The 22,200-nt window shown below is 74.5% G+C and carries 19 protein-coding genes; 13 read left to right on the top strand and 6 right to left on the bottom strand.

Annotated features, from left to right (window positions below):
- Positions 1-31 precede the first annotated feature (31 nt).
- Positions 32-1,573, bottom strand: a complete 1,542-nt coding sequence (locus CHF15_RS15835; RefSeq protein WP_089224408.1) for a DUF5691 domain-containing protein — start codon at positions 1,571-1,573, stop codon at positions 32-34.
- 55 nt (positions 1,574-1,628) lie between these two features.
- Positions 1,629-2,996, bottom strand: a complete 1,368-nt coding sequence (locus tag CHF15_RS15830; protein ID WP_410169640.1) for an SWIM zinc finger family protein — start codon at positions 2,994-2,996, stop codon at positions 1,629-1,631.
- Between the two features lie 164 nt (positions 2,997-3,160).
- Between CHF15_RS15830 and CHF15_RS15825 the strand changes: the two genes are divergently transcribed.
- The 5 genes from CHF15_RS15825 (at position 3,161) to sucD (ending at position 10,212) form a co-directional block, all read left to right on the top strand.
- Positions 3,161-4,249 carry an ATP-binding protein gene (locus CHF15_RS15825; protein WP_179279805.1) on the top strand — a complete coding sequence of 363 codons (1,089 nt, stop codon included), beginning with the start codon at positions 3,161-3,163 and terminating at the stop codon, positions 4,247-4,249.
- Positions 4,246-6,588: a DUF5682 family protein gene (locus CHF15_RS15820; RefSeq protein WP_089224405.1), complete on the top strand. Its 2,343-nt coding sequence runs from the start codon at positions 4,246-4,248 to the stop codon at positions 6,586-6,588. Before CHF15_RS15825 ends, CHF15_RS15820 begins: the two co-directional genes overlap by 4 nt.
- A gap of 80 nt (positions 6,589-6,668) precedes the next feature.
- On the top strand, positions 6,669-7,790 hold the full coding sequence (locus CHF15_RS15815; protein ID WP_089224471.1) for a VWA domain-containing protein: 1,122 nt from the start codon (positions 6,669-6,671) through the stop codon (positions 7,788-7,790).
- Positions 7,791-8,133: 343 nt separating this feature from the next.
- Positions 8,134-9,309: an ADP-forming succinate--CoA ligase subunit beta gene (sucC, locus tag CHF15_RS15810; protein ID WP_089224404.1), complete on the top strand. Its 1,176-nt coding sequence runs from the start codon at positions 8,134-8,136 to the stop codon at positions 9,307-9,309.
- A gap of 18 nt (positions 9,310-9,327) precedes the next feature.
- Entirely contained in the window at positions 9,328-10,212 is an 885-nt protein-coding gene (sucD, locus tag CHF15_RS15805) for a succinate--CoA ligase subunit alpha (RefSeq protein ID WP_089224403.1), read from the top strand.
- A 118-nt stretch (positions 10,213-10,330) separates the two neighbouring features.
- Here sucD and CHF15_RS15800 read toward each other — a convergent pair whose 3' ends face one another.
- Positions 10,331-11,245, bottom strand: a complete 915-nt coding sequence (locus tag CHF15_RS15800; RefSeq protein ID WP_143681577.1) for an RNA polymerase sigma factor — start codon at positions 11,243-11,245, stop codon at positions 10,331-10,333.
- A 112-nt stretch (positions 11,246-11,357) separates the two neighbouring features.
- Between CHF15_RS15800 and CHF15_RS15795 the strand changes: the two genes are divergently transcribed.
- A complete protein-coding gene (locus CHF15_RS15795) occupies positions 11,358-12,746 on the top strand; it encodes a cell division protein PerM (RefSeq protein ID WP_143681576.1) in 1,389 nt (462 codons plus the stop codon).
- A gap of 30 nt (positions 12,747-12,776) precedes the next feature.
- On the opposite strand, the gene CHF15_RS15790 is transcribed toward CHF15_RS15795, so the two are convergent.
- Entirely contained in the window at positions 12,777-13,481 is a 705-nt protein-coding gene (locus CHF15_RS15790; RefSeq protein WP_143681575.1) for a hypothetical protein, read from the bottom strand.
- Positions 13,482-13,710: 229 nt separating this feature from the next.
- On the opposite strand from CHF15_RS15790, the gene purN reads away from it, so the two are divergent.
- Positions 13,711-14,325 carry a phosphoribosylglycinamide formyltransferase gene (gene purN / locus CHF15_RS15785; protein WP_089224399.1) on the top strand — a complete coding sequence of 205 codons (615 nt, stop codon included), beginning with the start codon at positions 13,711-13,713 and terminating at the stop codon, positions 14,323-14,325.
- Positions 14,322-15,875 carry a bifunctional phosphoribosylaminoimidazolecarboxamide formyltransferase/IMP cyclohydrolase gene (gene purH, locus CHF15_RS15780; RefSeq protein WP_089224398.1) on the top strand — a complete coding sequence of 518 codons (1,554 nt, stop codon included), beginning with the start codon at positions 14,322-14,324 and terminating at the stop codon, positions 15,873-15,875. Before purN ends, purH begins: the two co-directional genes overlap by 4 nt.
- Positions 15,876-15,944: 69 nt before the next feature.
- Here the strand turns inward: purH and CHF15_RS15775 are convergent, their stop codons facing one another.
- Both CHF15_RS15775 and CHF15_RS15770 read right to left on the bottom strand, forming a co-directional pair.
- Positions 15,945-16,541 (bottom strand): hypothetical protein, encoded by a 597-nt coding sequence (locus tag CHF15_RS15775; RefSeq protein WP_089224397.1) that lies wholly within the window; start codon positions 16,539-16,541, stop codon positions 15,945-15,947.
- A gap of 57 nt (positions 16,542-16,598) precedes the next feature.
- Positions 16,599-17,285 (bottom strand): RDD family protein, encoded by a 687-nt coding sequence (locus CHF15_RS15770; protein ID WP_089224396.1) that lies wholly within the window; start codon positions 17,283-17,285, stop codon positions 16,599-16,601.
- 101 nt (positions 17,286-17,386) lie between these two features.
- On the opposite strand from CHF15_RS15770, the gene CHF15_RS15765 reads away from it, so the two are divergent.
- The 5 genes from CHF15_RS15765 to CHF15_RS15745 all read left to right on the top strand — a co-directional run bounded on the left by CHF15_RS15765 (position 17,387) and on the right by CHF15_RS15745 (position 22,154).
- Positions 17,387-18,241, top strand: a complete 855-nt coding sequence (locus tag CHF15_RS15765; RefSeq protein ID WP_089224395.1) for a bifunctional methylenetetrahydrofolate dehydrogenase/methenyltetrahydrofolate cyclohydrolase — start codon at positions 17,387-17,389, stop codon at positions 18,239-18,241.
- Positions 18,238-18,681: a DUF3017 domain-containing protein gene (locus tag CHF15_RS15760; protein ID WP_089224394.1), complete on the top strand. Its 444-nt coding sequence runs from the start codon at positions 18,238-18,240 to the stop codon at positions 18,679-18,681. Before CHF15_RS15765 ends, CHF15_RS15760 begins: the two co-directional genes overlap by 4 nt.
- An 84-nt stretch (positions 18,682-18,765) precedes the next feature.
- Positions 18,766-19,983: an NADP-dependent isocitrate dehydrogenase gene (locus CHF15_RS15755; protein ID WP_089224393.1), complete on the top strand. Its 1,218-nt coding sequence runs from the start codon at positions 18,766-18,768 to the stop codon at positions 19,981-19,983.
- Positions 19,984-20,223: 240 nt separating this feature from the next.
- Positions 20,224-21,459 carry a sensor histidine kinase gene (locus CHF15_RS15750; protein WP_322975682.1) on the top strand — a complete coding sequence of 412 codons (1,236 nt, stop codon included), beginning with the start codon at positions 20,224-20,226 and terminating at the stop codon, positions 21,457-21,459.
- Positions 21,456-22,154: a response regulator gene (locus CHF15_RS15745; protein ID WP_089224392.1), complete on the top strand. Its 699-nt coding sequence runs from the start codon at positions 21,456-21,458 to the stop codon at positions 22,152-22,154. The genes CHF15_RS15750 and CHF15_RS15745 overlap by 4 nt, the downstream gene beginning before the upstream one ends.
- The last annotated feature ends 46 nt before the right edge of the window (positions 22,155-22,200 follow it).

The raw sequence follows: 22,200 nt of genomic DNA, 5'->3' as shown, positions 1-22,200 counted from the left end.
ACTGCGGCCACGGCGGGCGACGGCCGCCTGATCAGGCCAGCTCCGCGAGCATCGTGGCCCGCAGCCGCAGGGTTCCGACCAGTCGCTGGAAGGCCTCCGCCCAGTACGCCCCGGCGCCCGGCGAGGTGTCGGCGGACTCCGCGGGTACGGCGGCCAGCGGGGCCGCGCGGTCGGCCTCCGCGGGGTCCATGCAGCGCTCGGCCAGGCCCATCACCCCGCTGAAGCTCCACGGGTAGCTGCCCGCGTCGCGCGCGATGTCCAGGGCGTCCACCACGGCCGCCCCCAGCGGCTCGGCCCAGGGCACGGCACAGACCGCCAGCATCTGGAACGCCTCCGACAGGCCGTGCGCCGCGATGAAACGGGCCACCCACTCCGCCCGCTCCGGGGCCGGGAGGATCGACAGCAGCTTCGCCGGGTCCCCGACCGGGCTGACCGCCGTCGAGGGAGCCGGGGCCGGGCCCAGCAGGGCGCGTGCCCAGGAGGCGTCCCCCTGGCGCACCGCCGCCCGGCACCACGCCGCGTGCAGATCCGCCTGCCAGTCGTCGGCGACGGGCAGCGCGATGACCTCCTCCGGTGTCCGGCCGCCGAAACGCTCCCGCCAGGTGGCGAGCGGCGCCGCGTCCACCACTTGGCCGAACCACCACGACCGCTCCCCGCGTCCGGCCGGCGGTATCGCCACCACGCCGTCGCGTTCCATGGCCGCGTCGCACTCGTAGGGCGCCTCCACGCCGATCCGGCCGGCCGTGGGGTCCCACGCGACGCACGTCCTGGCCCGTGCGGCCATCCGGGCGGCGAGGGCGGAGCCGGGGAGGGCCGACAACAGCTCGGCGGCGGTGGCCCGCACATTGCGGCTGCGGTCGGCGAGGGCCTGTTCCAGGAACGGCTCGTCCTGCAGCGACAGGCCCTCGCGGAGCGAGTCCAGGAACATCAGCCGGTCCTCGGCGCGCTCGGCGGCCCATCCCGAGCGCAGCAGCTCCAGGGCCTGGACCGGGTCGCGGGCCCGCAGCCGGGCCAGCAGCGCCACCCGTTCGGCGAAGAGCCCCTCCTCCCACAGCGTCCGCACGGCGCCCGGGTCGCCGGTGTCCGGGACGACGCCGGGCGCCCCGGCGCGCAGCGCGAACCGCCAGTCCGCGTTCAGCTCCGCCAGCCACAGCCCGCGCGGCCCCGCCAGGGCCAGGGCGTCGGGCCGCAGGTCGGTGCGCGCGCGGGCGGCGTCCAGCAGTGCGGGCAGCAGTTCCGGCGGGGCGGCCCAGCCGCGGGCGTCGGCCTCGGCGAGCCACTGGGGCAGCAGCTCGGCGAGGTTGGGGGCGGCGCCGCGCCGGCTGCCCCCGCCGCCCCCGGCCGAGCGGTCCGCCAGCAGCAGGGACAGACGCCGTCGCGCCGCCTCGGGCAGCGGTGGCCGCGGATCGTGGGGTGCCGTGGCCGGCCGTGCCCCTGCCGCGGCCGTCCGCACCCCGGCGCGGCGCCGTGCGACGGCGAGCGCGGCGGCGTCCAGCAGCTCCTCGGGCGTTCCGCCCCTGCGGCCGGTGCCGAGGAGCGCGGTGCCGACCAGCTCGGCCCAGGTCGTCGTCATCGGTCCCCCATCGTCGTCGTCTCCACGCGGCCGCCCGCGGGGATCCCGGGCGGGATCACACCGTCAGCGGTACCGGTTCCGTGTCCGTACCGGCCCAGGCCGTGAACGGGCGGAAGCCCTGGTGGCCCAGCTCGCCGAACACCGTCACCGGGTGGCCGCCGGAGACCGCCGCGAGGCGCCACAGCCCCGCTCCGGCACCGGCGCCGCCCGCCACGACCGGGACGGCGTCGCTCCCGTCCGCGTCCGCCACCTGCCAGCCCGCCCCTCCGGGTATCGGCACGACACTGGCGAGCACGACCGGCCAGGCGTCCAGCCACGGATCGCCGGCCACGGCCCGCGCGTACCTGTCGAGCGCCGCCGCCACCGGTACGCCCGGTGGCACGCGGCCCGGCAGGGGCGCGCTGTGCCCAGGCCCGAGAACCGCCCGCAGCGGACGGGCCGCCGGGTGGAAGGCCAGCTCCGCGTCGAGGCCGAGGCCGACCTGCAGCGCGGGCTCCGGCGCCCTGCCCGCCGCCCCGAAGGACAGCAGCAGTGCGGTACGGCCGCCGGCCTCCCCGTACAGCCAGGTCCTGCGGGTGGTGAGACGGTCCTCGGCGGTGTCGTGCCGCGCCAGGACCAGCCAGCGGTCGCGCACCGTCGGCCCGGCCAGGAGTTCCGCCGAGTCCACCGTGAAGCCGACCCGGGACCGGACGGTGGCCGCCAGTGGCCCGGGAAGAGCCTCCTGCCGCAGGCAGCCCCTGGCCAGCAGGTGCAGCAGCGCCGTCTCCTCCAGCAGCCGCGACGGCCAGTCGCCCCCGGACCCCGCGAGCGCGCCCAGCTCACGTACCCGCGAGGCGAGACCGGGGGCCTGGGCGTCGACCATGCGGGCCGCCGTCTCCTCCCACCACCCGTACCCCTCGCGGTCCGCGCCCGCCAGGCCTCCCCGCAGCAGGTCCGCCAGCCGCCGCTCCAGCTCCGTCGCCCCGGCGGCGACCCGTCCCGCCCGGCGCTCGGCCCGCCTGCGCGCCGCCTCCCGGTCACCGCCGGACGTCCCGCGCTCGCCCCGCTCCGTCCCCTCCTCGCGCGCGCGGCGCGCGTCCAGCCATTCGGTGACCCAGTCGGGCCGGCCGCCCCCGTGTGCGGCCGGCCCCACCTCGCCCCCGGCCCACAGCAGGAGCAGCGCGAGAGCGTGCTTGCACGGGACCTTGCGGCTGGGGCAGCTGCACCCGAAGGCCGGCCCCGCCGTGTCGGCCACCGCCTGGTACGGGGTGCCGCCGCTGCCCGCACACGACCCCCACACCGCGGTGCCCGAGCTCCCCGTCCCGGACCAGTGGGCAGCCGCCGCCAGGCCCGCCCCGGCCTCGCGTGACGAGGTGTCGGGCGCGAGTGCCAGGACCTGGTCGGCGGTCCACCGCTCCGTCCGCTGTCCGTCCATCCCGTCCATGGCAACGACGCTACGGGCAGGCACTGACAAACCGGCCTGAGCTGCGGGTTCCTGACGGGGGGACGTGATTGTCAGTGGGGTGCGCGATGGTGGGAACGCGGACGCCCCGCGGGGGCTGACGGGGCGTCCGCGCCATCGGCTCCATGGGAGAACAGGGGAGAACCATGTCCGTGGACACCGCACTCCGGCCGCACGCCGAAGACGCGTTCGCCCATGAGCTCAAGGCTCTCGCGGCGGCCGACGACCGGCCGCGTCCGGCCCGGTGGAACCTGTCGCCGTGGGCGGTCGCCACGTACCTGCTCGGCGGCGAGCTGCCCGACGGCACGGTCGTCACCCCCAAGTACGTGGGTCCGCGGCGGATCGTGGAGGTCGTGGTCAGCACGCTCGCGACCGACCGGGCGCTGCTGCTGCTCGGTGTCCCGGGCACCGCCAAGACCTGGGTCTCCGAACACCTCGCCGCCGCCGTCAGCGGTGACTCCACGCTGCTCGTGCAGGGCACCGCGGGGACCCCGGAGGAGGCCGTCCGCTACGGGTGGAACTACGCCCGGCTGCTCACCGGCGGCCCGAGCCGGGAGGCCCTGGTCCCGAGCCCGGTCATGCGGGCGATGGCCGAGGGGCGCATCGCCCGGGTGGAGGAGCTGACCCGCATCCCCGCGGACGTCCAGGACGGGCTGATCACGATCCTCTCCGAGAAGACGCTGCCGATACCGGAGCTGGGCACCGAGACCCAGGCGGTGCGCGGGTTCAACGTGATCGCGACGGCCAACGACCGCGACCGCGGAGTCAACGAGCTGTCCAGCGCGCTGCGCCGGCGCTTCAACACCGTCGTGCTGCCGCTGCCCGCGACCGTGGAGGAGGAGGTCGACATCGTCAGCCGCCGCGTCCGCCAGCTCGGACGCTCGCTGGAACTGCCCGCCGCCCCGGAGGGCGCGGACGAGATTCGGCGGGTGGTCACCGTCTTCCGCGAACTGCGCGGCGGGGTCACCGCCGACGGGCGCACGAAGGTGAAGTCCCCCTCCGGCACGCTCTCCACGGCCGAGGCGATCTCCGTGGTGACCAACGGACTCGCCCTGGCCGCGCACTTCGGCGACGGTGTGCTGCGCGCCGGGGACATCGCCGCGGGGATCCTCGGGGCGGTGGTCCGCGACCCGGCCGCCGACCGCGTGGTCTGGCAGGAGTACCTGGAGACCGTGGTCCGCGAGCGGGAGGGGTGGAAGGACTTCTACCGCGCCTGCCGTGAGGTGGCGCCGTGACCGCCGCGGAAGGGGTGGCGCTGCTGGGGGTGCGGCACCACGGCCCGGGGTCGGCCCGCGCCGTGCGGGCCGCGCTCGACCGGCTGGAGCCGCGGATCGTGCTCGTCGAGGGCCCGCCGGAGGCCGACGCGGTGCTGGGGCTCGCCGCCGATCCCGGGATGCGGCCGCCCGTCGCGCTGCTCGCCCATGTGGTGGACGAGCCGTCCCGGGCCGGCTTCTGGCCCTTCGCCGAGTTCTCCCCCGAATGGGCGGCGATCCGCTGGGCGGCCGGACACGGGGTGGCGGTGCGGTTCATCGACCTGCCCGCCGCGCACTCGCTCCTGCTGCGCGACGAGAGGGACGCGCCGCGGGGACCACAGGTACGGCGTGAAGGAGAGGGAGAGGGAGAAGAAGGGGACGGGGCAGAAGAGGAAGCCGGGGCCGCGGACGCGCGCATCGACCCGCTCGCCGTGCTGGCGCGGACGGCCGGCCACGACGATCCGGAGCGCTGGTGGGAGGACGCCGTCGAGCACCGCGGCCGGGACGGCGAGGGGGAGGCTGACCCGCTGGCGGCGTTCGGGGCGCTCGCCGAGGCCATGGGCGTGCTGCGCGAGACCTACGGCGACGGGGGACACCGGGGGGACGCGGTGCGCGAGGCCCACATGCGGCTGCGGATACGGGAGGCGCGCCGCGCGCACGAACGGGTGGCCGTGGTGTGCGGGGCCTGGCACGTGCCCGCCCTCGCCCGGACGGGCGGGGTCACCGCCGACCGGGCCCTGCTCAAGGGCCTGCCCAAGGCGAAGGTGGAGGTCACCTGGGTGCCCTGGACGCACCGCAGGCTCTCCCGGGCCGGCGGCTACGGGGCCGGCATCGACTCGCCCGGCTGGTACCGCCATCTGTTCACCTCGCCCGACCGACCCGTCGCCCGGTGGATGACCAAGGTCGCCGGCCTGCTGCGCGAAGAAGACCTCCCGGTCTCCTCCGCGCACGTCATCGAGGCGGTGCGGCTCGCCGACACCCTCGCGGGGCTGCGCGGCCGCCCGCTGCCCGGGCTCGGCGAGACCACGGACGCGGTACGGGCGGTGATGTGCGACGGATCGGACGTCCCGCTGGCGCTGATCCGGGACCGGCTGGTGGTGGGGGACGTGCTGGGCGAGGTCCCGGAGGGCGCGCCCGCGGTGCCTCTCGCCCGTGACCTGGCACGCGAGCAGCGCAGGCTGCGGATGAAGCCGGAGGCACCGGAGAGGGAGATGGACCTGGACCTGCGCAAGGACACCGACGCCGCACGCAGCCGGTTGCTGCACCGGCTGCGGATGCTCGGGATCGGCTGGGGGCGGCCGGGCCGGTCCCGCACGGCCACCACCGGCACCTTCCGGGAGAGCTGGCGGCTGCGCTGGGAGCCGGAACTCGCCGTGGCGGTCGCGGAGGCCGGGGTGTGGGGCACCACGGTGGAGTCCGCGGCGGGCGCCCGGGCCGAGGACGCGGCGGTGCACGCGCGGGCGCTCGCCGAGGTGACGGGCCTCGCCGAACAGTGCCTGCTCGCCGGGCTGCCGGACGCCCTGCCGACGGTGATGCGGGTGCTCGCCGACCGGGCGGCGCTCGACCCGGACGTCGCGCACCTCGCGCAGGCACTGCCGGCGCTCGTGCGCTCGCTGCGCTACGGCGACGTGCGGGGCACGGACGCGGGGGCGCTGCGCGAGGTCGCCGAGGGACTCGCGGAGCGCGTCTGCGTCGGGCTCCCGCCCGCCTGCGCGGGGCTCGACGCGGACGGCGCCGCCGAGATGCGCGGTCATGTCGCGCAGGTGCAGCAGGCACTGGTCCTGCTCGGTGACGACGCGCTGCGCGACCGCTGGGCCGGCGTGCTGCGGAAGCTGGCCGTGCGCGACCGCGGCATACCGGGGCTGCTGCGCGGCAGCGCCGCACGGCTGCTCCTCGACGATGCCCGCCTGGAGCCCGGCGAGGTCGCCCGGCTGATGGGACTCGCCCTGTCGCACGGCACGCCGCCCCAGGAGGCCGCCGCCTGGGTCGAGGGCTTCCTCGCCGGGGGCGGGATGCTGCTGGTCCACGACGAGCGGCTGCTCGCGCTGGTCGACGGCTGGCTGTCCGCGGTGCCGGCGGCGGCCTTCGACGACGTGCTGCCGCTGCTGCGGCGCACCTTCGGCGGCTTCGACGCGGGGGCGCGGCGCACGGTGGGGGAGCTGGTGCGGCGCGGCCCGGGAGGCGGGGGAGCGGGTGGCGCCGCGGGGGAGGGCCTGCCGGGCTTCGCCCCGCGGCTCGACGAGGAGCGGGCGGAGGCGGCGCTGTCCACCGTGCGGCTGCTGCTGGGGCCCGGCGGAGCGGACGGGGGTGGGGACGCGTGAAGGACACGGACGAGGACCCGGTCGCGGGCGAGCGCCCGGACACGGGTGCGGACGCCGACGAGCGGCTGCGCCGCTGGCGGATGGTGCTCGGCGGCGGGCCCGCCGACGGCACGGGGCGGCGCCTCACCGGCCGGGACGCCGCGATGGACCAGGCGCTGGAGGCGCTGTACGGCACCGCGCCGCGCGGCGACGCCGGGGCACCTCCCCCGCGGAGCGGCGGGCTGGGCGGCTCGGCGCCCCAGGTCGCGCGGTGGCTGGGCGACATCCGCAGGTACTTCCCCAGCAGCGTCGTGCAGGTGATGCAGCGCGACGCCGTCGACCGGCTCGAGCTGTCCGCGCTGCTGCTGGAACCGGAGATGCTGGAGGCCGTCGAGCCCGACGTCCACCTGGTCGGCACGCTGCTCTCGCTGAACAAGGCGATGCCCGCGACGACGAAGGAGACGGCGCGTGCCGTCGTCCGCAAGGTGGTGGAGGACCTGGAGCGGCGCCTGGCGACCCGGACCCGGGCCGCCCTCACCGGCGCGCTGGACCGTTCGGCCCGGGTGGACCGCCCCCGGCACCGGGACATCGACTGGGACCGCACGATCCGTGCCAACCTCCGGCACTACCTGCCCGAGCACGGCACGGTCGTGCCCGAGCGGCTGATCGGCCACGGCCGCGCCTCGCGGGCGGTGCGGAAGGACGTCGTGCTCTGCGTCGACCAGTCGGGCTCGATGGCGGCGTCCGTGGTCTACGCGTCCGTCTTCGGCGCCGTGCTCGCCTCCGTGCGCGGCCTCGACACCCGGCTCGTCGTCTTCGACACGGCGGTCGCCGACCTGACGGAACATCTGGACGACCCCGTCGACGTCCTGTTCGGCACGCAGCTCGGCGGCGGCACCGACATCAACCGGGCGCTGGCCTACTGCCAGTCGCTCGTCAACCGGCCCGCCGAGACCGTCGTCGTCCTCGTCAGCGACCTGTACGAGGGCGGCATCCGCGACGAGATGCTCAAGCGGGTCGCCGCGATGAAGGCGTCCGGCGTGCAGTTCGTGGCGCTGCTGGCGCTGTCGGACGAAGGCGCGCCCTCCTACGACCGCGAGCACGCGGCGGCGCTCGCGGCGCTGGGGGCACCCGCGTTCGCCTGCACCCCGGACCTCTTCCCCGAGGTCATGGCGGCCGCCATCGAGAAGCGGCCGCCGCCCGTGCCCGAGCCCGGCGGGTGACACCGGGCCGGCCGGGCGGCAGCGACCCGTCACTCCCGGTGACCGGGCCCGCTCCGGCCGGACGCCGCCGGGAGCGCCGTCCGCGGTGCGCCGGCGGCGCTTGCGCTGTCAAGGGAAACCCCCCGATCGGCTGGTCTGTGACCGTTCTCACCGCTCCCGCACCATCTCCGATTTACTCGTGCCGCCCGTGCGGCGATAACCTGCGAGACGGACATGCCGCGTGCTCGGCCGACGTGTGCGCCCCCCGTACGACCGTTCGTAGGGTTCGTTACGAAGACGTCAGCGACGACCGCCCCCGGCACGCACGCAGACAACGAACCGCGATTACCAAGGACGGACGCGCGTGGACCTGTTCGAGTACCAGGCGAGGGACCTCTTCGCCAAGCACGGTGTACCGGTGCTGGCCGGTGAAGTCATCGACACGCCTGAGGCGGCGCGCGAGGTCGCGGAGCGACTCGGTGGCAAGGCTGTCGTCAAGGCCCAGGTGAAGACCGGCGGCCGCGGCAAGGCCGGCGGCGTGAAGGTGGCGTCGGACCCCGAGGACGCGGTCGCCAAGGCCGGCCAGATCCTCGGCATGGACATCAAGGGCCACACGGTCCACAAGGTGATGCTGGCCGAGCTGGCCCCGGAGATCGCCTCCGAGTACTACGTCTCCTTCCTCCTCGACCGCGCCAACCGGACCTTCCTGGCGATCGCGTCCGTCGAGGGCGGCATGGAGATCGAGGAGGTCGCGGCCACCAACCCCGCGGCCGTCGCCAAGATCCCGGTGGACGCCATCGAGGGCGTGACCCCGGCCAAGGCCCGCGAGATCGTCGAGGCGGCCGCCTTCCCGGCCGACGTCGCCGACCAGGTCACCGAGATCCTGCAGACCCTGTGGAAGACCTTCCTCTCCGAGGACGCGCTCCTCGTCGAGGTCAACCCGCTCGCCAAGGTCGCCGACGGCCGCGTCATCGCGCTCGACGGCAAGGTGTCCCTGGACGAGAACGCCGACTTCCGCCAGCCGGAGCACGAGGCGCTGGTCGACCACGCCGCCGCGAACCCGCTGGAGGCCGCGGCCAAGGCCAAGGGCCTCAACTACGTCAAGCTCGACGGCGAGGTCGGCATCATCGGCAACGGCGCGGGTCTCGTCATGAGCACCCTGGACGTCGTCGCCTACGCCGGTGAGGGCCACGGCAACGTCAAGCCCGCCAACTTCCTCGACATCGGCGGCGGCGCCTCCGCCGAGGTCATGGCCAACGGCCTCGAGATCATCCTGGGCGACCCGGACGTCAAGTCCGTCTTCGTCAACGTCTTCGGCGGCATCACCGCCTGCGACGCGGTCGCCAACGGCATCGTCCAGGCCCTGGAGCTGCTGAAGTCCAAGGGCGAAGAGGTCACCAAGCCGCTCGTCGTCCGCCTGGACGGCAACAACGCCGAGCTGGGCCGGCAGATCCTCACCGACGCCGACCACCCGCTGGTGGAGCAGGTCGACACCATGGACGGCGCCGCCGAGCGCGCCGCCGAGCTGGCTGCGAAGTAAGGGACAGGTCACCACATCATGGCTATCTTCCTGACCAAGGAGAGCAAGGTCATCGTCCAGGGGATGACCGGCTCCGAGGGCACCAAGCACACCCGGCGCATGCTCGCCTCGGGCACCAACATCGTCGGTGGCGTGAACCCGCGCAAGGCCGGCACCAGCGTGGACTTCGACGGCACCGAGGTGCCGGTGTTCGGCTCGGTCGCCGAGGCGATGGAGAAGACCGGTGCCGACGTCACCGTCATCTTCGTCCCGCCGAAGTTCGCCAAGGGCGCGGTCATCGAGGCCATCGACGCCGGCATCGGCCTCGCGGTCGTGATCACCGAGGGCATCGCCGTCCACGACACCGCCGCCTTCTGGGCGTACGCGGGCAGCAAGGGCAACAAGACCCGGATCATCGGTCCCAACTGCCCCGGTCTGATCACCCCCGGCCAGTCCAACGCGGGCATCATCCCGGCCGACATCACCACCTCCGGCCGCATCGGCCTGGTGTCGAAGTCCGGCACGCTGACCTACCAGATGATGTACGAGCTCAGCGACATCGGCTTCTCCTCCGCGGTCGGCATCGGTGGTGACCCGATCATCGGCACCACCCACATCGACGCGCTGAAGGCGTTCCAGGACGACCCCGACACCGACCTGATCGTCATGATCGGCGAGATCGGCGGCGACGCCGAGGAGCGTGCCGCGGCCTTCATCGCCGAGCACGTCACCAAGCCGGTCGTCGGCTACGTCGCGGGCTTCACCGCGCCCGAGGGCAAGACCATGGGCCACGCCGGCGCCATCGTCTCCGGCTCCTCCGGCACCGCCCAGGCGAAGAAGGAGGCCCTCGAGGCCGCCGGCGTCAAGGTGGGCAAGACCCCGTCGGAGACGGCCCGCCTCGCGCGCGCCATCCTCCAGGGCTGATCCCCGCCTCCGTACGGAGGCACGCACGCGGGCCCGCCCCCTTCGGGGGGCGGGCCCGCGTGCGTGCGCGGGTACGGGCGGCAAGGGCGGTCACGCGCGCGGACGAAGCGCGGCACCCTCAGGGCGCGGGGGCGGAGGTGCGCTGCCCGACCGGGTCGCGGTCGGCCGCGACGCGGTCGGACAGCGGCCCGAAGACCAGCCCGACCGCGGTCACCAGCGCGATCAGCACCGTCGCCCCCACGGCGCCCACCGTGCGGATGCGCAGCCACTGCTCGCTCAGCTCGCGCACCATGGCCGCCGGGTACTCGGGCTGCGGCTGCTCGTCCAGCAGGTCGCCGAGCCGGACCGCGGCCCCCTCGCCCAGGGCCTCGCGCCCGCGGACGATGCGCCGCCTGGTCATGGAGGTGGTGGCCAGGCTCTCCGCCGCGGTGCGCCGCAGGCTCAGCCCCAGGCCGTCGTGGAGCAGCACGGCGTGCCGGGTGCCGCGCGGCAGCCGCTGGAACGGGCTGCGCTCCCGTGGCGGTGTGCGGAACCAGGGCAGCAGCTGCTGCCAGGGCGCGAGGGCGTGGTGGTGCGCCTCCGCACGGATCCACCCGGCCGGGTCGGGGTCGACGGCGACCTCGGGCCACCGCTGCCAGGCCAGGTCGAAGGCGCGGTGCACGGCGTGCCGGGCCAGCGGCATGCTGCCGGTGAGCAGTTCGACCTGGCGGAGCAGGGCGGGGGCGTTGCGGGTGTACAGCCCGTCGAAGGCGGCCTGGGCGGCCTCGGCGATCCGTACGGCCTCGGCTGCCGCGTCCTGCGCCCGCGGTTCCGGGAGGGCGGACGCCGGGTCGGTCGGGCGGGTACCGGAGCCGGATTCGCGGGGGGTGCCCGCCCCGATGCGCTCCGGCTGCTCCGCGGGCGCGGCTGACCTCCCCGGACCGGCCGCCCGTGCGGCCTGCGGGTCCTGCGCGGCGTCCCCGGCCTTCGCCGACTGGTGACGCCTTCGCTTCTTGACGGCCTTCGCGGCCTTCGTGGTGGATGTGCGGCTCATGCGATCGACCACTCGGATCGAATGAAGAAACGCATAACGCCATATTCCGCGACACGACGGGCATTCGCATGCTGCCACGTCGAAAGGGGGTCTTCTTGGCAGCATGAGATCCGTGAGTGCCGCAAGCGCCCTGAGTCACGCCGTGCGCCGGATCCGGGCCGCCCACGCGAGCCTGCGCACCTCCGAATCGGCCCCCGCCTTCACCGGCGGCGTGGTCGCGGCGGGCCTGGGCCTGGGCGGCTTCGCCATGCTCGTGCTCTTCCTGTGGGTCGTCTCCCCGTTCCCGGACAGCGGACTGGACGGCGCCCTGCACGTTGCCGCGGACTGCTGGCTCCTCGCCCACGGGGGCGACCTCGTGCGCACCGAGACCCTCTCCGGGCTCGCCGCCCCCATCGGCGTCACGCCGCTGCTGCTGACGGCGTTCCCGGTCTGGCTGCTGTACCGGGCCGGGGCGGACGCCGCCGCACCCGCCTCGGACGGCAGGGTCGCGCGGTCCGCCGTCGCATGGCTGATCGGCGGCTACCTCGCGGTGGGCGCCGGGGTGGTCGTCTACACCTCGTACGGACCGGTGCGCAGCGACCCCCTCGCCGCCGCGCTGCACCTGCCCGTCGTCGCCGCCCTCGCTGCGGGCGCCGGGGCCTGGGCGGAGCGGGGGCGGCCGCGGATCCCGCTGCCCGCCCGGCTGTCCCGGGTGACCGCGACGGTGACGGTGCCGCTGCGGGAGGCCGTGGCCGTGCTGCGTTCGGCGGCGGCGGGCGTCTGCGTCCTCCTCGCGGGCGGTGCGGCGCTCACGGCGGTGACCCTGGTGCTGCATCCCGGCGCCGCGGGGGCGTCCTTCACGCGGCTCAGCGAGGCGCTGTCCGGGCGACTGGCGGTGCTGGCGGTGGCGGTCGCGCTGATCCCGAACGCCGCCGTGTGGGGAGCGGCCTACGCGCTGGGTCCCGGTTTCGCGCTCGGCACCCAGGCCCTGGTACGTCCGGCCGGGGTGGTGGGGGAGCCGGTGCTGCCGGACTTCCCGCTGCTCGCGGCGCTGCCCCAGGCCGGTCCCGGGACGTCGCTGACCTGGGCGGCACTGGCCGTGCCGGGGCTCGCCGGGCTCGCTGTGGGGGTGCTCGCCGTCGATCGCCGGGAGCCGTGCGGCCTCGGGCGCACCGCGGCGCACGCGGCCCTGGGCGGGCTGGTGTGCGGGATCGCCATGGCACTGCTCACCGGGTTCGCGGCGGGACCGCTGGGCACCGGGGCGCTGGAGGAGTTCGGGCCGTCGTGGTGGCTCATCGGGGGCATGGCGGCCGGATGGACGGCGACCGTCGGCACGCCGACGGCCCTGCTGGTGCGCTGGGTGCGGGTCCGCCGCGCGTCCGCCGGGACGGAGCGCGAGCAGGTGGCGGCTCCGGAGGTGGAGGCTCCGGAAGCGGAGACCCCCGAGGCGCAGACCCCGAGGACGGAAGCTCCGGAGCCGGAGGGCCGGGCGGCGGCCGACGCCGCCCCGTCGGAGGCCTGAGCCTCCGCCCGGGGGCGGCGCGGCGACGCGTCAGGGCGTGTTCAGGATGTCGCGGAGCGGGGTCGGCAGCAGCTTCTCGCACGCGTCGCGCGACGAGGAGGTGAGCGCGTCGCGTGTGCAGGCGTAGTAGTCCCTGTAGACCACCTGGGTCGTGAAGGTCACCGCCACGACGCAGAGGGCGAGCCCGCCCATGATCAGACCGCCGAGGGCGGCCGGGCGCTGCGGCTTGCTGCGCGGGTCGGTGGGCCGCGGCGGCGTCGGGGCGGCCCCGCCCTCGGCCAGCAGCGCGGCCGCCTCGGCGCGGGCCTTGGCCCGCTCCTCGGGCTTCATCCGCAGCGCGTTGACGCTCCAGTACAGCGCGAGGGCGCCGAGCAGCAGCCCGACGTACGTCCACCCGAGGAAGAGGGCGAAGAAGAACCCCCACATGCCGCAGATCATGGCGTAGCGGGCACGCCGCTGGGCGGGGTCGGTGGGGTCGAAGCGGGGCCCGTCCGGGCGCCGCCCGCCGTAGCCGCCACCGGGGCGGTCGCCGTAGCCGCCGTCCTGCCGGCCCGGCTGCCGGTCGCTCCACTGGCCGCCCCACGCCGGGGGCGGCGGAGGCGGAGTGGGCGTGGGCGGCTCGTCCCCGGAGCCGGAGGGCTGCTCCGGCCGGCGCGGCTGCCAGGGCTGCTCGGGCGCGTTCTCCGGCGGCGGGGCGAACGGGTTGTCCTGCTCGTGGCCTCGGCCACCGCTCATGTTTGCCTGGGTCATCCCCTTGCCGTCGACTCCTCGTGTTGTCGGACGCGTGACTTCGCCGTTCTCACCCCAGACGCTACCGCCCGCGCGCTCCCCCGTCCCGTGGGGGCGGGTGGGTGTGCCGGTATCGTTGCTGACGGTCGACGGCCTCGTAGAGTTCCCCGGAATTCCGGCGATCTTCGAGTCGTACGATCCTCCAAAGCGCCGGATCCCCGAGAGATGACCCGCAGTGGCCACAGTCTTTCCGCCCCTTTCCCGCCCCGCCCGACTCGTCGTGCTCGTCTCCGGTTCGGGTACGAACCTGCAGGCGCTGCTCGACGCGGGACTGCACGTCGTCGCCGTCGGCGCCGACCGGTCCGGCATCGCCGGGCTGGAGCGCGCCGAACGCGCCGGTGTGCCGACGTTCGTCCGCCGGGTCGGCGACCACGGCGACCGCGAGGCGTGGGACGCCGCGCTGACCGGGGCGGTGGCCGAGTACGAGCCGGACCTGGTCGTCTCCGCGGGGTTCATGAAGATCGTGGGCAAGGAGTTCCTCGCCCGGTTCGGCGGCCGCTTCGTCAACACGCACCCGGCGCTGCTGCCCGCCTTCCCGGGCGCCCACGGGGTGCGCGACGCCCTCGCCTACGGCGTGAAGGTCACCGGCTGCACCGTCCACTTCGTCGACGACGGCGTCGACACCGGCCCGATCATCGCCCAGGGCGCGGTCGAGGTCCGGCAGGACGACACGGAGGAAGCGCTCCACGAGCGCATCAAGGAAGTCGAGCGCACGCTGCTCGTCGACGTCGTGGGGCGGTTGTCCCGCGACGGCTATCGCATTGAGGGACGAAAGGTTCTGTTGCCGTGAGTACCAAGCGGGAGATCCGTCGCGCACTGGTCAGCGTCTACGACAAGACCGGTCTGGAGGAGCTGGCCCGCGGCCTGCACGAGGCGGGCGTCCAGCTGGTCTCCACCGGCTCGACGGCCGGGCGGATCGCCGCCGCCGGGGTGCCGGTCACCAAGGTGGAGGAGCTGACCGGGTTCCCCGAGTGCCTGGACGGCCGGGTCAAGACCCTGCACCCCAAGGTGCACGCCGGCATCCTCGCCGACCTGCGGCTGGAGGACCACCGCACACAGCTGGAGGAGCTGGGCGTCGAGCCCTTCGACCTGGTCGTGGTCAACCTCTACCCCTTCCGCGAGACGGTCGCCTCCGGCGCCTCGGAGGACGAGTGCGTCGAGCAGATCGACATCGGCGGTCCCTCGATGGTCCGCGCCGCCGCCAAGAACCACCCGTCGGTGGCGGTCGTGACCAGCCCCCAGCGGTACGCGGACGTGCTCGCCGCCGTCCGTGAGGGCGGCTTCGACCTCGGCACGCGCAAGCGCCTGGCGGCCGAGGCGTTCCAGCACACCGCGGCGTACGACGTCGCGGTCGCGAGCTGGTTCGCGAGCTCGTACGCCCCCGCCGACGACAGCCCCTTCCCGGACTTCATGGGCGCCACCTACGAGCGCAAGAACGTGCTGCGCTACGGCGAGAACCCGCACCAGGCCGCCGCGCTGTACACCGACGGCGGGACGGGCCTGGCGAACGCCGAGCAGCTGCACGGCAAGGAGATGTCCTACAACAACTACGTGGACACCGAGGCCGCGCGCCGGGCGGCGTACGACCACGCAGAGCCCTGCGTCGCGATCATCAAGCACGCCAACCCGTGCGGCATCGCGGTGGGCGACGACGTCGCCGAGGCGCACCGCAAGGCGCACGCCTGCGACCCGCTGTCGGCCTTCGGCGGCGTGATCGCCGTCAACCGTCCGGTGACCGTGGCCATGGCCGAGCAGGTCGCCGAGATCTTCACCGAGGTCATCGTGGCGCCGGACTTCGAGGAGGGCGCGGTCGAGGTCCTCGCCCGCAAGAAGAACATCCGCGTGCTGCGCTGCCCCGAGGCGCCCGAGGCGCAGACGGAGTTCCGTCCCGTCGAGGGCGGGCTGCTGCTGCAGGAGAAGGACCGCCTCCAGGCCGCCGGCGACGACCCGGCCACCTGGACGCTGGCCACCGGCGAGCCGCTGACCGCCGACGAGCTGGCCGACCTGGCGTTCGCCTGGCGGGCCTGCCGGGCCGTGAAGTCCAACGCCATCCTGCTGGCCAAGGGCGGTGCCACGGTCGGCGTCGGCATGGGCCAGGTGAACCGGGTCGACTCCGCCAAGCTCGCCGTCCAGCGGGCCGGCGAGGAGCGCGCGACGGGCTCCTACGCCGCCTCCGACGCCTTCTTCCCCTTCCCCGACGGGCTGGAGGTGCTCACCGCCGCGGGCGTCAAGGCCGTGGTGCAGCCCGGTGGTTCGGTGCGCGACGAGGCCGTGGTCGAGGCCGCGCGCAAGGCCGGCGTGACCATGTACCTCACCGGTACGCGGCACTTCTTCCACTGACCGGCCCGAGCGCCGGAACGCCGAAGGCCCCCGCTCGCGCGGGGGCCTTCGGCCTGCGGGCGGACCCGCTCAGTACTGCGGGCGCTTGAACCAGGCCGCCGTCTCGGCCTTGGCGGCGAAGACGATCAGCAGCACGCTGAGCGCGAGCGGCGCGAGCAGCACGAAGGCGCCGCTGAACATGGTGGCGACGCTGCTCAGCGCGACCAGCACGCCGATCACGATGGACCCGATCCGGGTGCCGTTGCCGCCGGTCCTGTACTTGGCGCCCATGCCGATCGACAGGACGGCGAAGGCGAGGAAGAGCACCCCCATGACGTAGACCAGGCCGATGGGCATGGCCAGTTCGTCGGTGTCGTCGATGCTCTTGAGCGCCGCGGCCCCGAGCAGGAGCAGCAGACCGCCCAGGATCTGCATCCCGCCGAGCACGAAGAGCATCGCCCGGGCCGCCCGCGCCGACGACGGCATGACCTCCGGCCCGCCCGGGTACGCGGCGAACGGCGTCCCCGGCTGCGGCTGCTGCGGATATCCGTACGGCGGCTGCCCCTGTGGCCGGGGCTGCGCCGGGTAGCCGTAACCGGGCTGGGCCGGGGGCTGTTGCGGGTATCCGTAGGGCTGCTGCGGTGGCTGCCGGCCGTAGGGATCGCCGGGACCGGGCGGATAGCTCACTTCTGACTTCCTTCGCGCGGACGGGACCGGGGACGTGGGCTCATTCTCGCCCGGGGCCTACTGGGTCTTGACGACGACCGTGTTGAGGATCTTGTCGGCGAAGGTCTGCTTCTTGTCGTCCCACAGCGGCCACAGGTAGCCGATGTAGCAGGCGGCGCCGTCAAGGCCGTGGCACAGCCGGCGGACGAAGGCCATGCCGAAGCCGAGCGGACGGCCGTCCAACTCCCGCAGCACGCTGATGCCGAGGGCCTTCTTGCCCGGCGTCTGACCGGTCTTGCCCTCGCGGTAGCAGAGGAACAGGCCGCCGAGCAGGGACAGCAGGAGGCCGAGGCCGATCAGGGCGAGGGCGCCGCCCGGCATCGCGGGCGCGGGGCAGGTGTCGTACGTGCCGCTCGTGTCGCAGTCGCGGGCCGCGTCGACCACCACGGCGATGAACTGCCCGTAGCCGATGCCGACGAGGATCATCGGCACGAGACCGGCGACCAGGAAGTCGATCAGCGTCGCGCCCACGCGCGCGCCCCAGCTCGCGAACGGCGGCATGCCGGGGACGGGGCTGGCGGGACCTCCCGGGTAGCCGTACCCGTACGGGCCCTGGGCCTGCGGCGGAACGGCGCCGTAGGGCGGTTGGGGCTGCGTCGGGTAGCCGTAGCCGGGCTGGGCCGGGGGTTGCTGCTGGGGGTAGCCGTAGGGCTGCTGCAGGGGCTGCTGGCCGTAGGGATTGCCGGGACCGGGCGGGTAGCTCACTGTGGCTTCTTTCGCGCGGATGGGACTGGGGACGGCCACATCGTCGTGGGCGGCGTCATCCGCTGTCCAGCGTTGGTGTGCGGACCTGAGAAGATGGAGGTATGACCGCCCAGATTCTCGATGGCAAGGCCACTGCCGCCGCGATCAAGTCCGAACTGTCGACCCGCGTCCAGGCGCTCAAGGAGCGGGGTGTCACCCCGGGGCTGGGCACGCTGCTGGTCGGTGACGACCCGGGCAGCCGCTGGTACGTCGCGGGCAAGCACCGCGACTGCGCGGAGGTCGGCATCGCATCCATCCAGCGCGAGCTGCCGGAGACCGCCACCCAGGAGGAGATCGAGGCGGTCGTCCGCGAACTGAACGACAACCCCGAGTGCACCGGCTACATCGTCCAGCTCCCGCTTCCCAAGGGGATCGACACCAACCGCGTCCTGGAGCTGATGGACCCGGCCAAGGACGCCGACGGACTGCACCCGACGAACCTCGGACGGCTGGTGCTGGGCGAGCGCGGCCCGCTGCCCTGCACCCCCAACGGCATCGTGGAGCTGCTGCGGCGGCACGGCGTCGAGATCAACGGCGCGCACGTCGCCGTGGTCGGCCGCGGGGTCACCGTCGGCCGCTCGATCGGGCTGCTGCTGACCCGCAAGTCGGAGAACGCCACCGTCACCCTCTGCCACACCGGCACCCGTGACCTGTCCGCCCAGTTGCGCCAGGCCGACATCATCGTGGCCGCCGCGGGCGTGCCGCACCTGGTGAAGCCGGAGGACGTGCGGCCGGGCGCCGCCGTGCTGGACGTCGGTGTCAGCCGCGACGAGAACGGCAAGATCGTCGGCGACGTGCACCCGGGCGTGTCCGAGGTCGCCGGCTGGATCTCGCCGAACCCCGGCGGCGTCGGCCCGATGACCCGGGCCATGCTGCTGGCGAACGTCGTGGAGGCCGCGGAGGGCCGGTACGCATGACCGGCACCGGCCCCCGTACGGAAGCGGCGCCGCCGGAGGAGACCGGCGACGCCGGCCGCAGCCGCCGCTTCCAGGTGCTGACCCGCGGTACCGCGCGCCCCGAGGGCGGCGGCCGGGCCATGGGCGCCCACGCCCCCGCCCCGGCCCGCCAGTGGCCGATCCTCGTGGTCTGCGGAGCGGTGCTGCTCGGCCTGGTGCTGGTGGCGGCGGACGTCACCCGGGCCGGCCTGGTGCTGGTCGGCTCGGCGCTGATCCTGGGCGCGGTGATGCGCAGGCTGCTGCCCTCGGTGGGCATGCTGGCCGTCCGCAGCCGCTTCACCGACATGATCACCTACGGTGTGCTGGGCGTGCTGATCGTGCTGCTGGCGCTGATGGCGCAGCCGCACCCGGTGCTGGAGATCCCCTTCCTGGAGGATGTCGTCCGTTTCTCTGTGCGTTGATCCGGTTACGCTGTGTGGCGAGTGTCCTGACGTACGACGTGTACCCCGGGCACACGTCACGGCGTGAGAGGGAGAGCGACTCCCATGACCAAGATCAAGGCAAGGAACCCGGTCGTCGAGCTCGACGGCGACGAGATGGCGCGGATCATCTGGCGGTTCATCAGGGACGAGCTCGTCCTGCCGTACCTCGACATCGGACTGGTCCGCTTCGACCTGGGCATCGAGCACCGGGACGCCACCCACGACCGTGTGACGGCCGAGGCGGCGGAAGCGGTCGCGCGGCACGGCGTCGGCGTGAAGTGCGCCACGGTCACGCCCGACGAGGCGCGGGTCGCGGAGTTCGGCCTCAAGGGGATGTACCGCTCCCCGAACGCCACCATCCGCGACCGCCTCGGCGGCGGGATCTTCCGCGAACCCGTCGTCCTGCGGAACGTGCCGCGGGCCGTGCCCGGGGGGACCCGGCCCGTGGTGATCGCGCGGCACGCCTTCGGCGACCAGTACCGGGCCACCGAGCTGCGGATCCCGCGGGCGGGCACCCTCGCCCTGAGCTTCACCCCGGCCGACGGCTCCGACCCGGTCGACCTGGAGGTCCACCACTTCCCGGGCCCCGGAGTGGCGCTCGGCATGGTCAACCTCGACGAGTCGATCCGCGAGTTCGCGCGCGCCGCCTTCCGCTACGGGCTGGCGCGCGGGCTCCCCGTCCACCTGTCCACGAAGAACACGGTGCTCAGAAAGTACGACGGCCGCTTCAAGGACCTCTTCCAGGAGGTCTTCGACACCGAGTTCCGGCGCGAGTTCGAGGCGTCGGGCCTGGGCCACGAGCACCGCCAGGTCGACGACATGGCGGCTTCGGCCCTCAAGGGCGCCGGCGGCTACGTCTGGGCGTGCAAGAACTACGACGGCGACATCCTGTCCGGGGTCCTCGCCCGCGGCGTCGGCTCGGCGGGGCTGATGACCTCGCTCCTGATGACCTCCGACGGCAGGACCGTCGTGTCGGAGGCGGCGCACGGCACGGTCACCCGCCACTACCGCAGGCACCAGGCGGGCCGGCCGACCTCGACCAACCCCATCGCCATGGTCTTCGCGTGGAGCCGCGGCCTGGCCCACCGCGCCCGGCTGGACGACACCCCCGAACTCGCCCGGTTCGCCGGGACGCTGGAGAGCGCCTGCCTGGAGGTCGTCGAGGCCGGCCAGCTGACCCAGGACCTGGCGGTGCTGGTCAGCCCGGAGCAGCCGTGGCTGACGACCGAGCAGTTCCTGGCCGCCGTCGACGAGAACCTGCGCAAGCGCATGTCCGGCTGAGGGCGGACGTCCGCCGCCGCACGGTACCCTCCACGACCCGGTGCCCCGTCCTCCCCCCGTCGGAGGACGGGGCACCGTCGCGTTGGGGAGCCCCCCTCTGGCCCCCGGCCACGACGCTACGGCCGGCGGGCCCGGGAGGTCGTCCCGTACCGGTTTGACCTTTCGGAAGAGGACGTACAACTTCCGCGGTACGGCGGGGGACTGACGCCCGCCCGCGCGGCCGGGGCCTACGCTGCGCCCGTGGGGAAAAAGGGGCTGGTCGACGTCCTGCTGGCGGTGGGCTTCACCGCCGCCAGCATGCTGCTGGGGCACGAACGGCCGCCCGACGACTGGATACGCCTCGACCTGTTCGGCTACGCGCTGACCGCCCTGGTCAACCTGCCCATCGTGGTGCGCCGCTGGGCGCCGGTCGGCGTCTGCGTCTTCGTCTGCGCCGCCTGGGCCCTCTACGTCGCCGCCGGGTACTGGCCGGTCGTCAACTCGATGGCGCCGCTGCTCGCGCTGTACACCGTCGCAGCCCTGCGCCCGGTGCGCACCGCGCTGGCCTGTGCGGCGCTGCTGGGCGCGGTCTGGGTGTACGCCGGGCTGACCGCGGCGCAGGGCTCGATGGCCACGGTGGCCGCCCAGGCCGTGGTGTTCCCGCTGGTGATGTGCCGCTTCGGGCGCTCCGCCCGGGTGTCGGCCAAGCGCGAGGAGCGGCTGGCCCGGCTCACCGAGGAACTGCGGACCGAGCAGCAGGACCGGGCCCGGGAGGCGGTGGCGGAGGAGCAGGCGCGGATCGCCCGCGAGCTGCACGACGTCGTCGCCCACCACATGTCGGTGATCTCGGTGCAGGCCGGCATGGCCGCGTACGTCTTCCACACCTCCCCGCAGACCGCCCGCGGCGCGCTCGACACCATCTCCGACACCACCCGCGAGGCGCTCCAGGAGATGCGCCGCATGCTCAAGGTGCTCCGCGCCGGGCCGGGGGAGCCGCAGGAGGGCTGGGCCTCGTACGACCCCATGCCGTCGGTGACCCGGCTGGGCGAGATGATCGAGCGGGTGCGGGCCGCGGGGCTCGCCGTCGAGCTGCGGACCGAGGGCGAGCCCCGGCCCGTCGCCCCCGGCGTCGGCCTGTGCGCGTACCGGGTCGTGCAGGAGGCGCTGACCAACGTGCTCAAGCACGCGCCCCTCGCCCGGGCCCGGGTCCTGGTCGTCTACGAGCCGCACCACCTGACGGTGACCGTCACCGACGACGGCCTGGGCGCCACGGGCACCACCGGCACGGTCGGCGGCGCCGTGGCGCCACCGGGCCGATCCGATCCGGCCACAATCGGCCGGGGAACGGGCCACGGCTTGATCGGCATGCGGGAGCGCGCCAGGCTCTACGGCGGGACGGTGGACATCGGCCCGCTCGGCGAGGGTTTCGAGGTACGGCTCGTGCTTCCCACGTCCGCGCGCGGGACAGAGCGGCGAGGGGACGCATCGGACGCATGACCAGGGTGCTCGTCGTCGACGACCAGTTCCTGATCCGGGCCGGCCTCGTCGCGCTGCTGCACGCGGCCCCCGGCATCGAGGTGGTCGGGGAGGCCGGGGACGGCGAGGAGGCCGTGGAGCGGGCGGCGCTGACCGCGCCCGACGTGATCCTCATGGACATCCGGATGCCGGGGATCAGCGGGGTCGTCGCCACCGAGCGGATCCTGGCCGCCGCGGCGGACCCGCCGCCCCGGATCCTCGTCCTCACCACCTTCGACCTGGACGAGTACGTCTACACCGCGCTGCGCGCCGGGGCCTCCGGCTTCCTGCTCAAGGACGCCGGCCCCGACCGGCTGATCGCCGCCGTCCACGCCGTCGCAGGAGGGGACACCCTCTTCGCGCCGAGCGTCACCCGGCGGCTGATCGAGGCCTACGCGCCGCCGCGCCCCGGGGTCCCGCGTCCCGGCCTCCCGCCCGCCGGAGCGGACCGCGCCCCGCCCGCGGAACTCGCGGCGCTGACCGCGCGGGAGGTGGAGGTGCTGCGGCTGATCGCGCGCGGCCTGTCGAACCCGGAGATCGCCGACCTGCTCTTCATCAGCGAGGCCACCGTCAAGACCCACCTGAACCGCACCATGGCCAAGCTCGACCTCGGCAGCCGCGCACAGGCCGTCGTCCTCGCCTACGAGACCGGACTCGTCACCCCGCGCGGCGCATGAGGATTCTCCGGATTCCATGCATCGAGCGTATGTGCGTCGCTACCGT

The organism is Actinacidiphila glaucinigra (assembly GCF_900188405.1).
GTDB classification, from domain to species: Bacteria; Actinomycetota; Actinomycetes; order Streptomycetales; family Streptomycetaceae; genus Actinacidiphila; species Actinacidiphila glaucinigra.
Note: the sequence above shows the minus strand (reverse complement) of the source record. Positions and strands in the feature narration are given on the sequence as shown.

Coding starts and splice junctions, on each gene's coding strand:
- CHF15_RS15835 (WP_089224408.1), bottom strand. CDS start 1,573: ATGACGACGACCTGGGCCGAGCTGGTCGGCACCGCGCTCCTCGGCACC.
- CHF15_RS15830 (WP_410169640.1), bottom strand. CDS start 2,996: ATGGACGGGATGGACGGACAGCGGACGGAGCGGTGGACCGCCGACCAG.
- CHF15_RS15825 (WP_179279805.1), top strand. CDS start 3,161: ATGTCCGTGGACACCGCACTCCGGCCGCACGCCGAAGACGCGTTCGCC.
- CHF15_RS15815 (WP_089224471.1), top strand. CDS start 6,669: ATGGTGCTCGGCGGCGGGCCCGCCGACGGCACGGGGCGGCGCCTCACC.
- sucD (WP_089224403.1), top strand. CDS start 9,328: ATGGCTATCTTCCTGACCAAGGAGAGCAAGGTCATCGTCCAGGGGATG.
- CHF15_RS15800 (WP_143681577.1), bottom strand. CDS start 11,245: ATGAGCCGCACATCCACCACGAAGGCCGCGAAGGCCGTCAAGAAGCGA.
- CHF15_RS15790 (WP_143681575.1), bottom strand. CDS start 13,481: ATGAGCGGTGGCCGAGGCCACGAGCAGGACAACCCGTTCGCCCCGCCG.
- CHF15_RS15765 (WP_089224395.1), top strand. CDS start 17,387: ATGACCGCCCAGATTCTCGATGGCAAGGCCACTGCCGCCGCGATCAAG.
- CHF15_RS15760 (WP_089224394.1), top strand. CDS start 18,238: ATGACCGGCACCGGCCCCCGTACGGAAGCGGCGCCGCCGGAGGAGACC.
- CHF15_RS15755 (WP_089224393.1), top strand. CDS start 18,766: ATGACCAAGATCAAGGCAAGGAACCCGGTCGTCGAGCTCGACGGCGAC.
- CHF15_RS15745 (WP_089224392.1), top strand. CDS start 21,456: ATGACCAGGGTGCTCGTCGTCGACGACCAGTTCCTGATCCGGGCCGGC.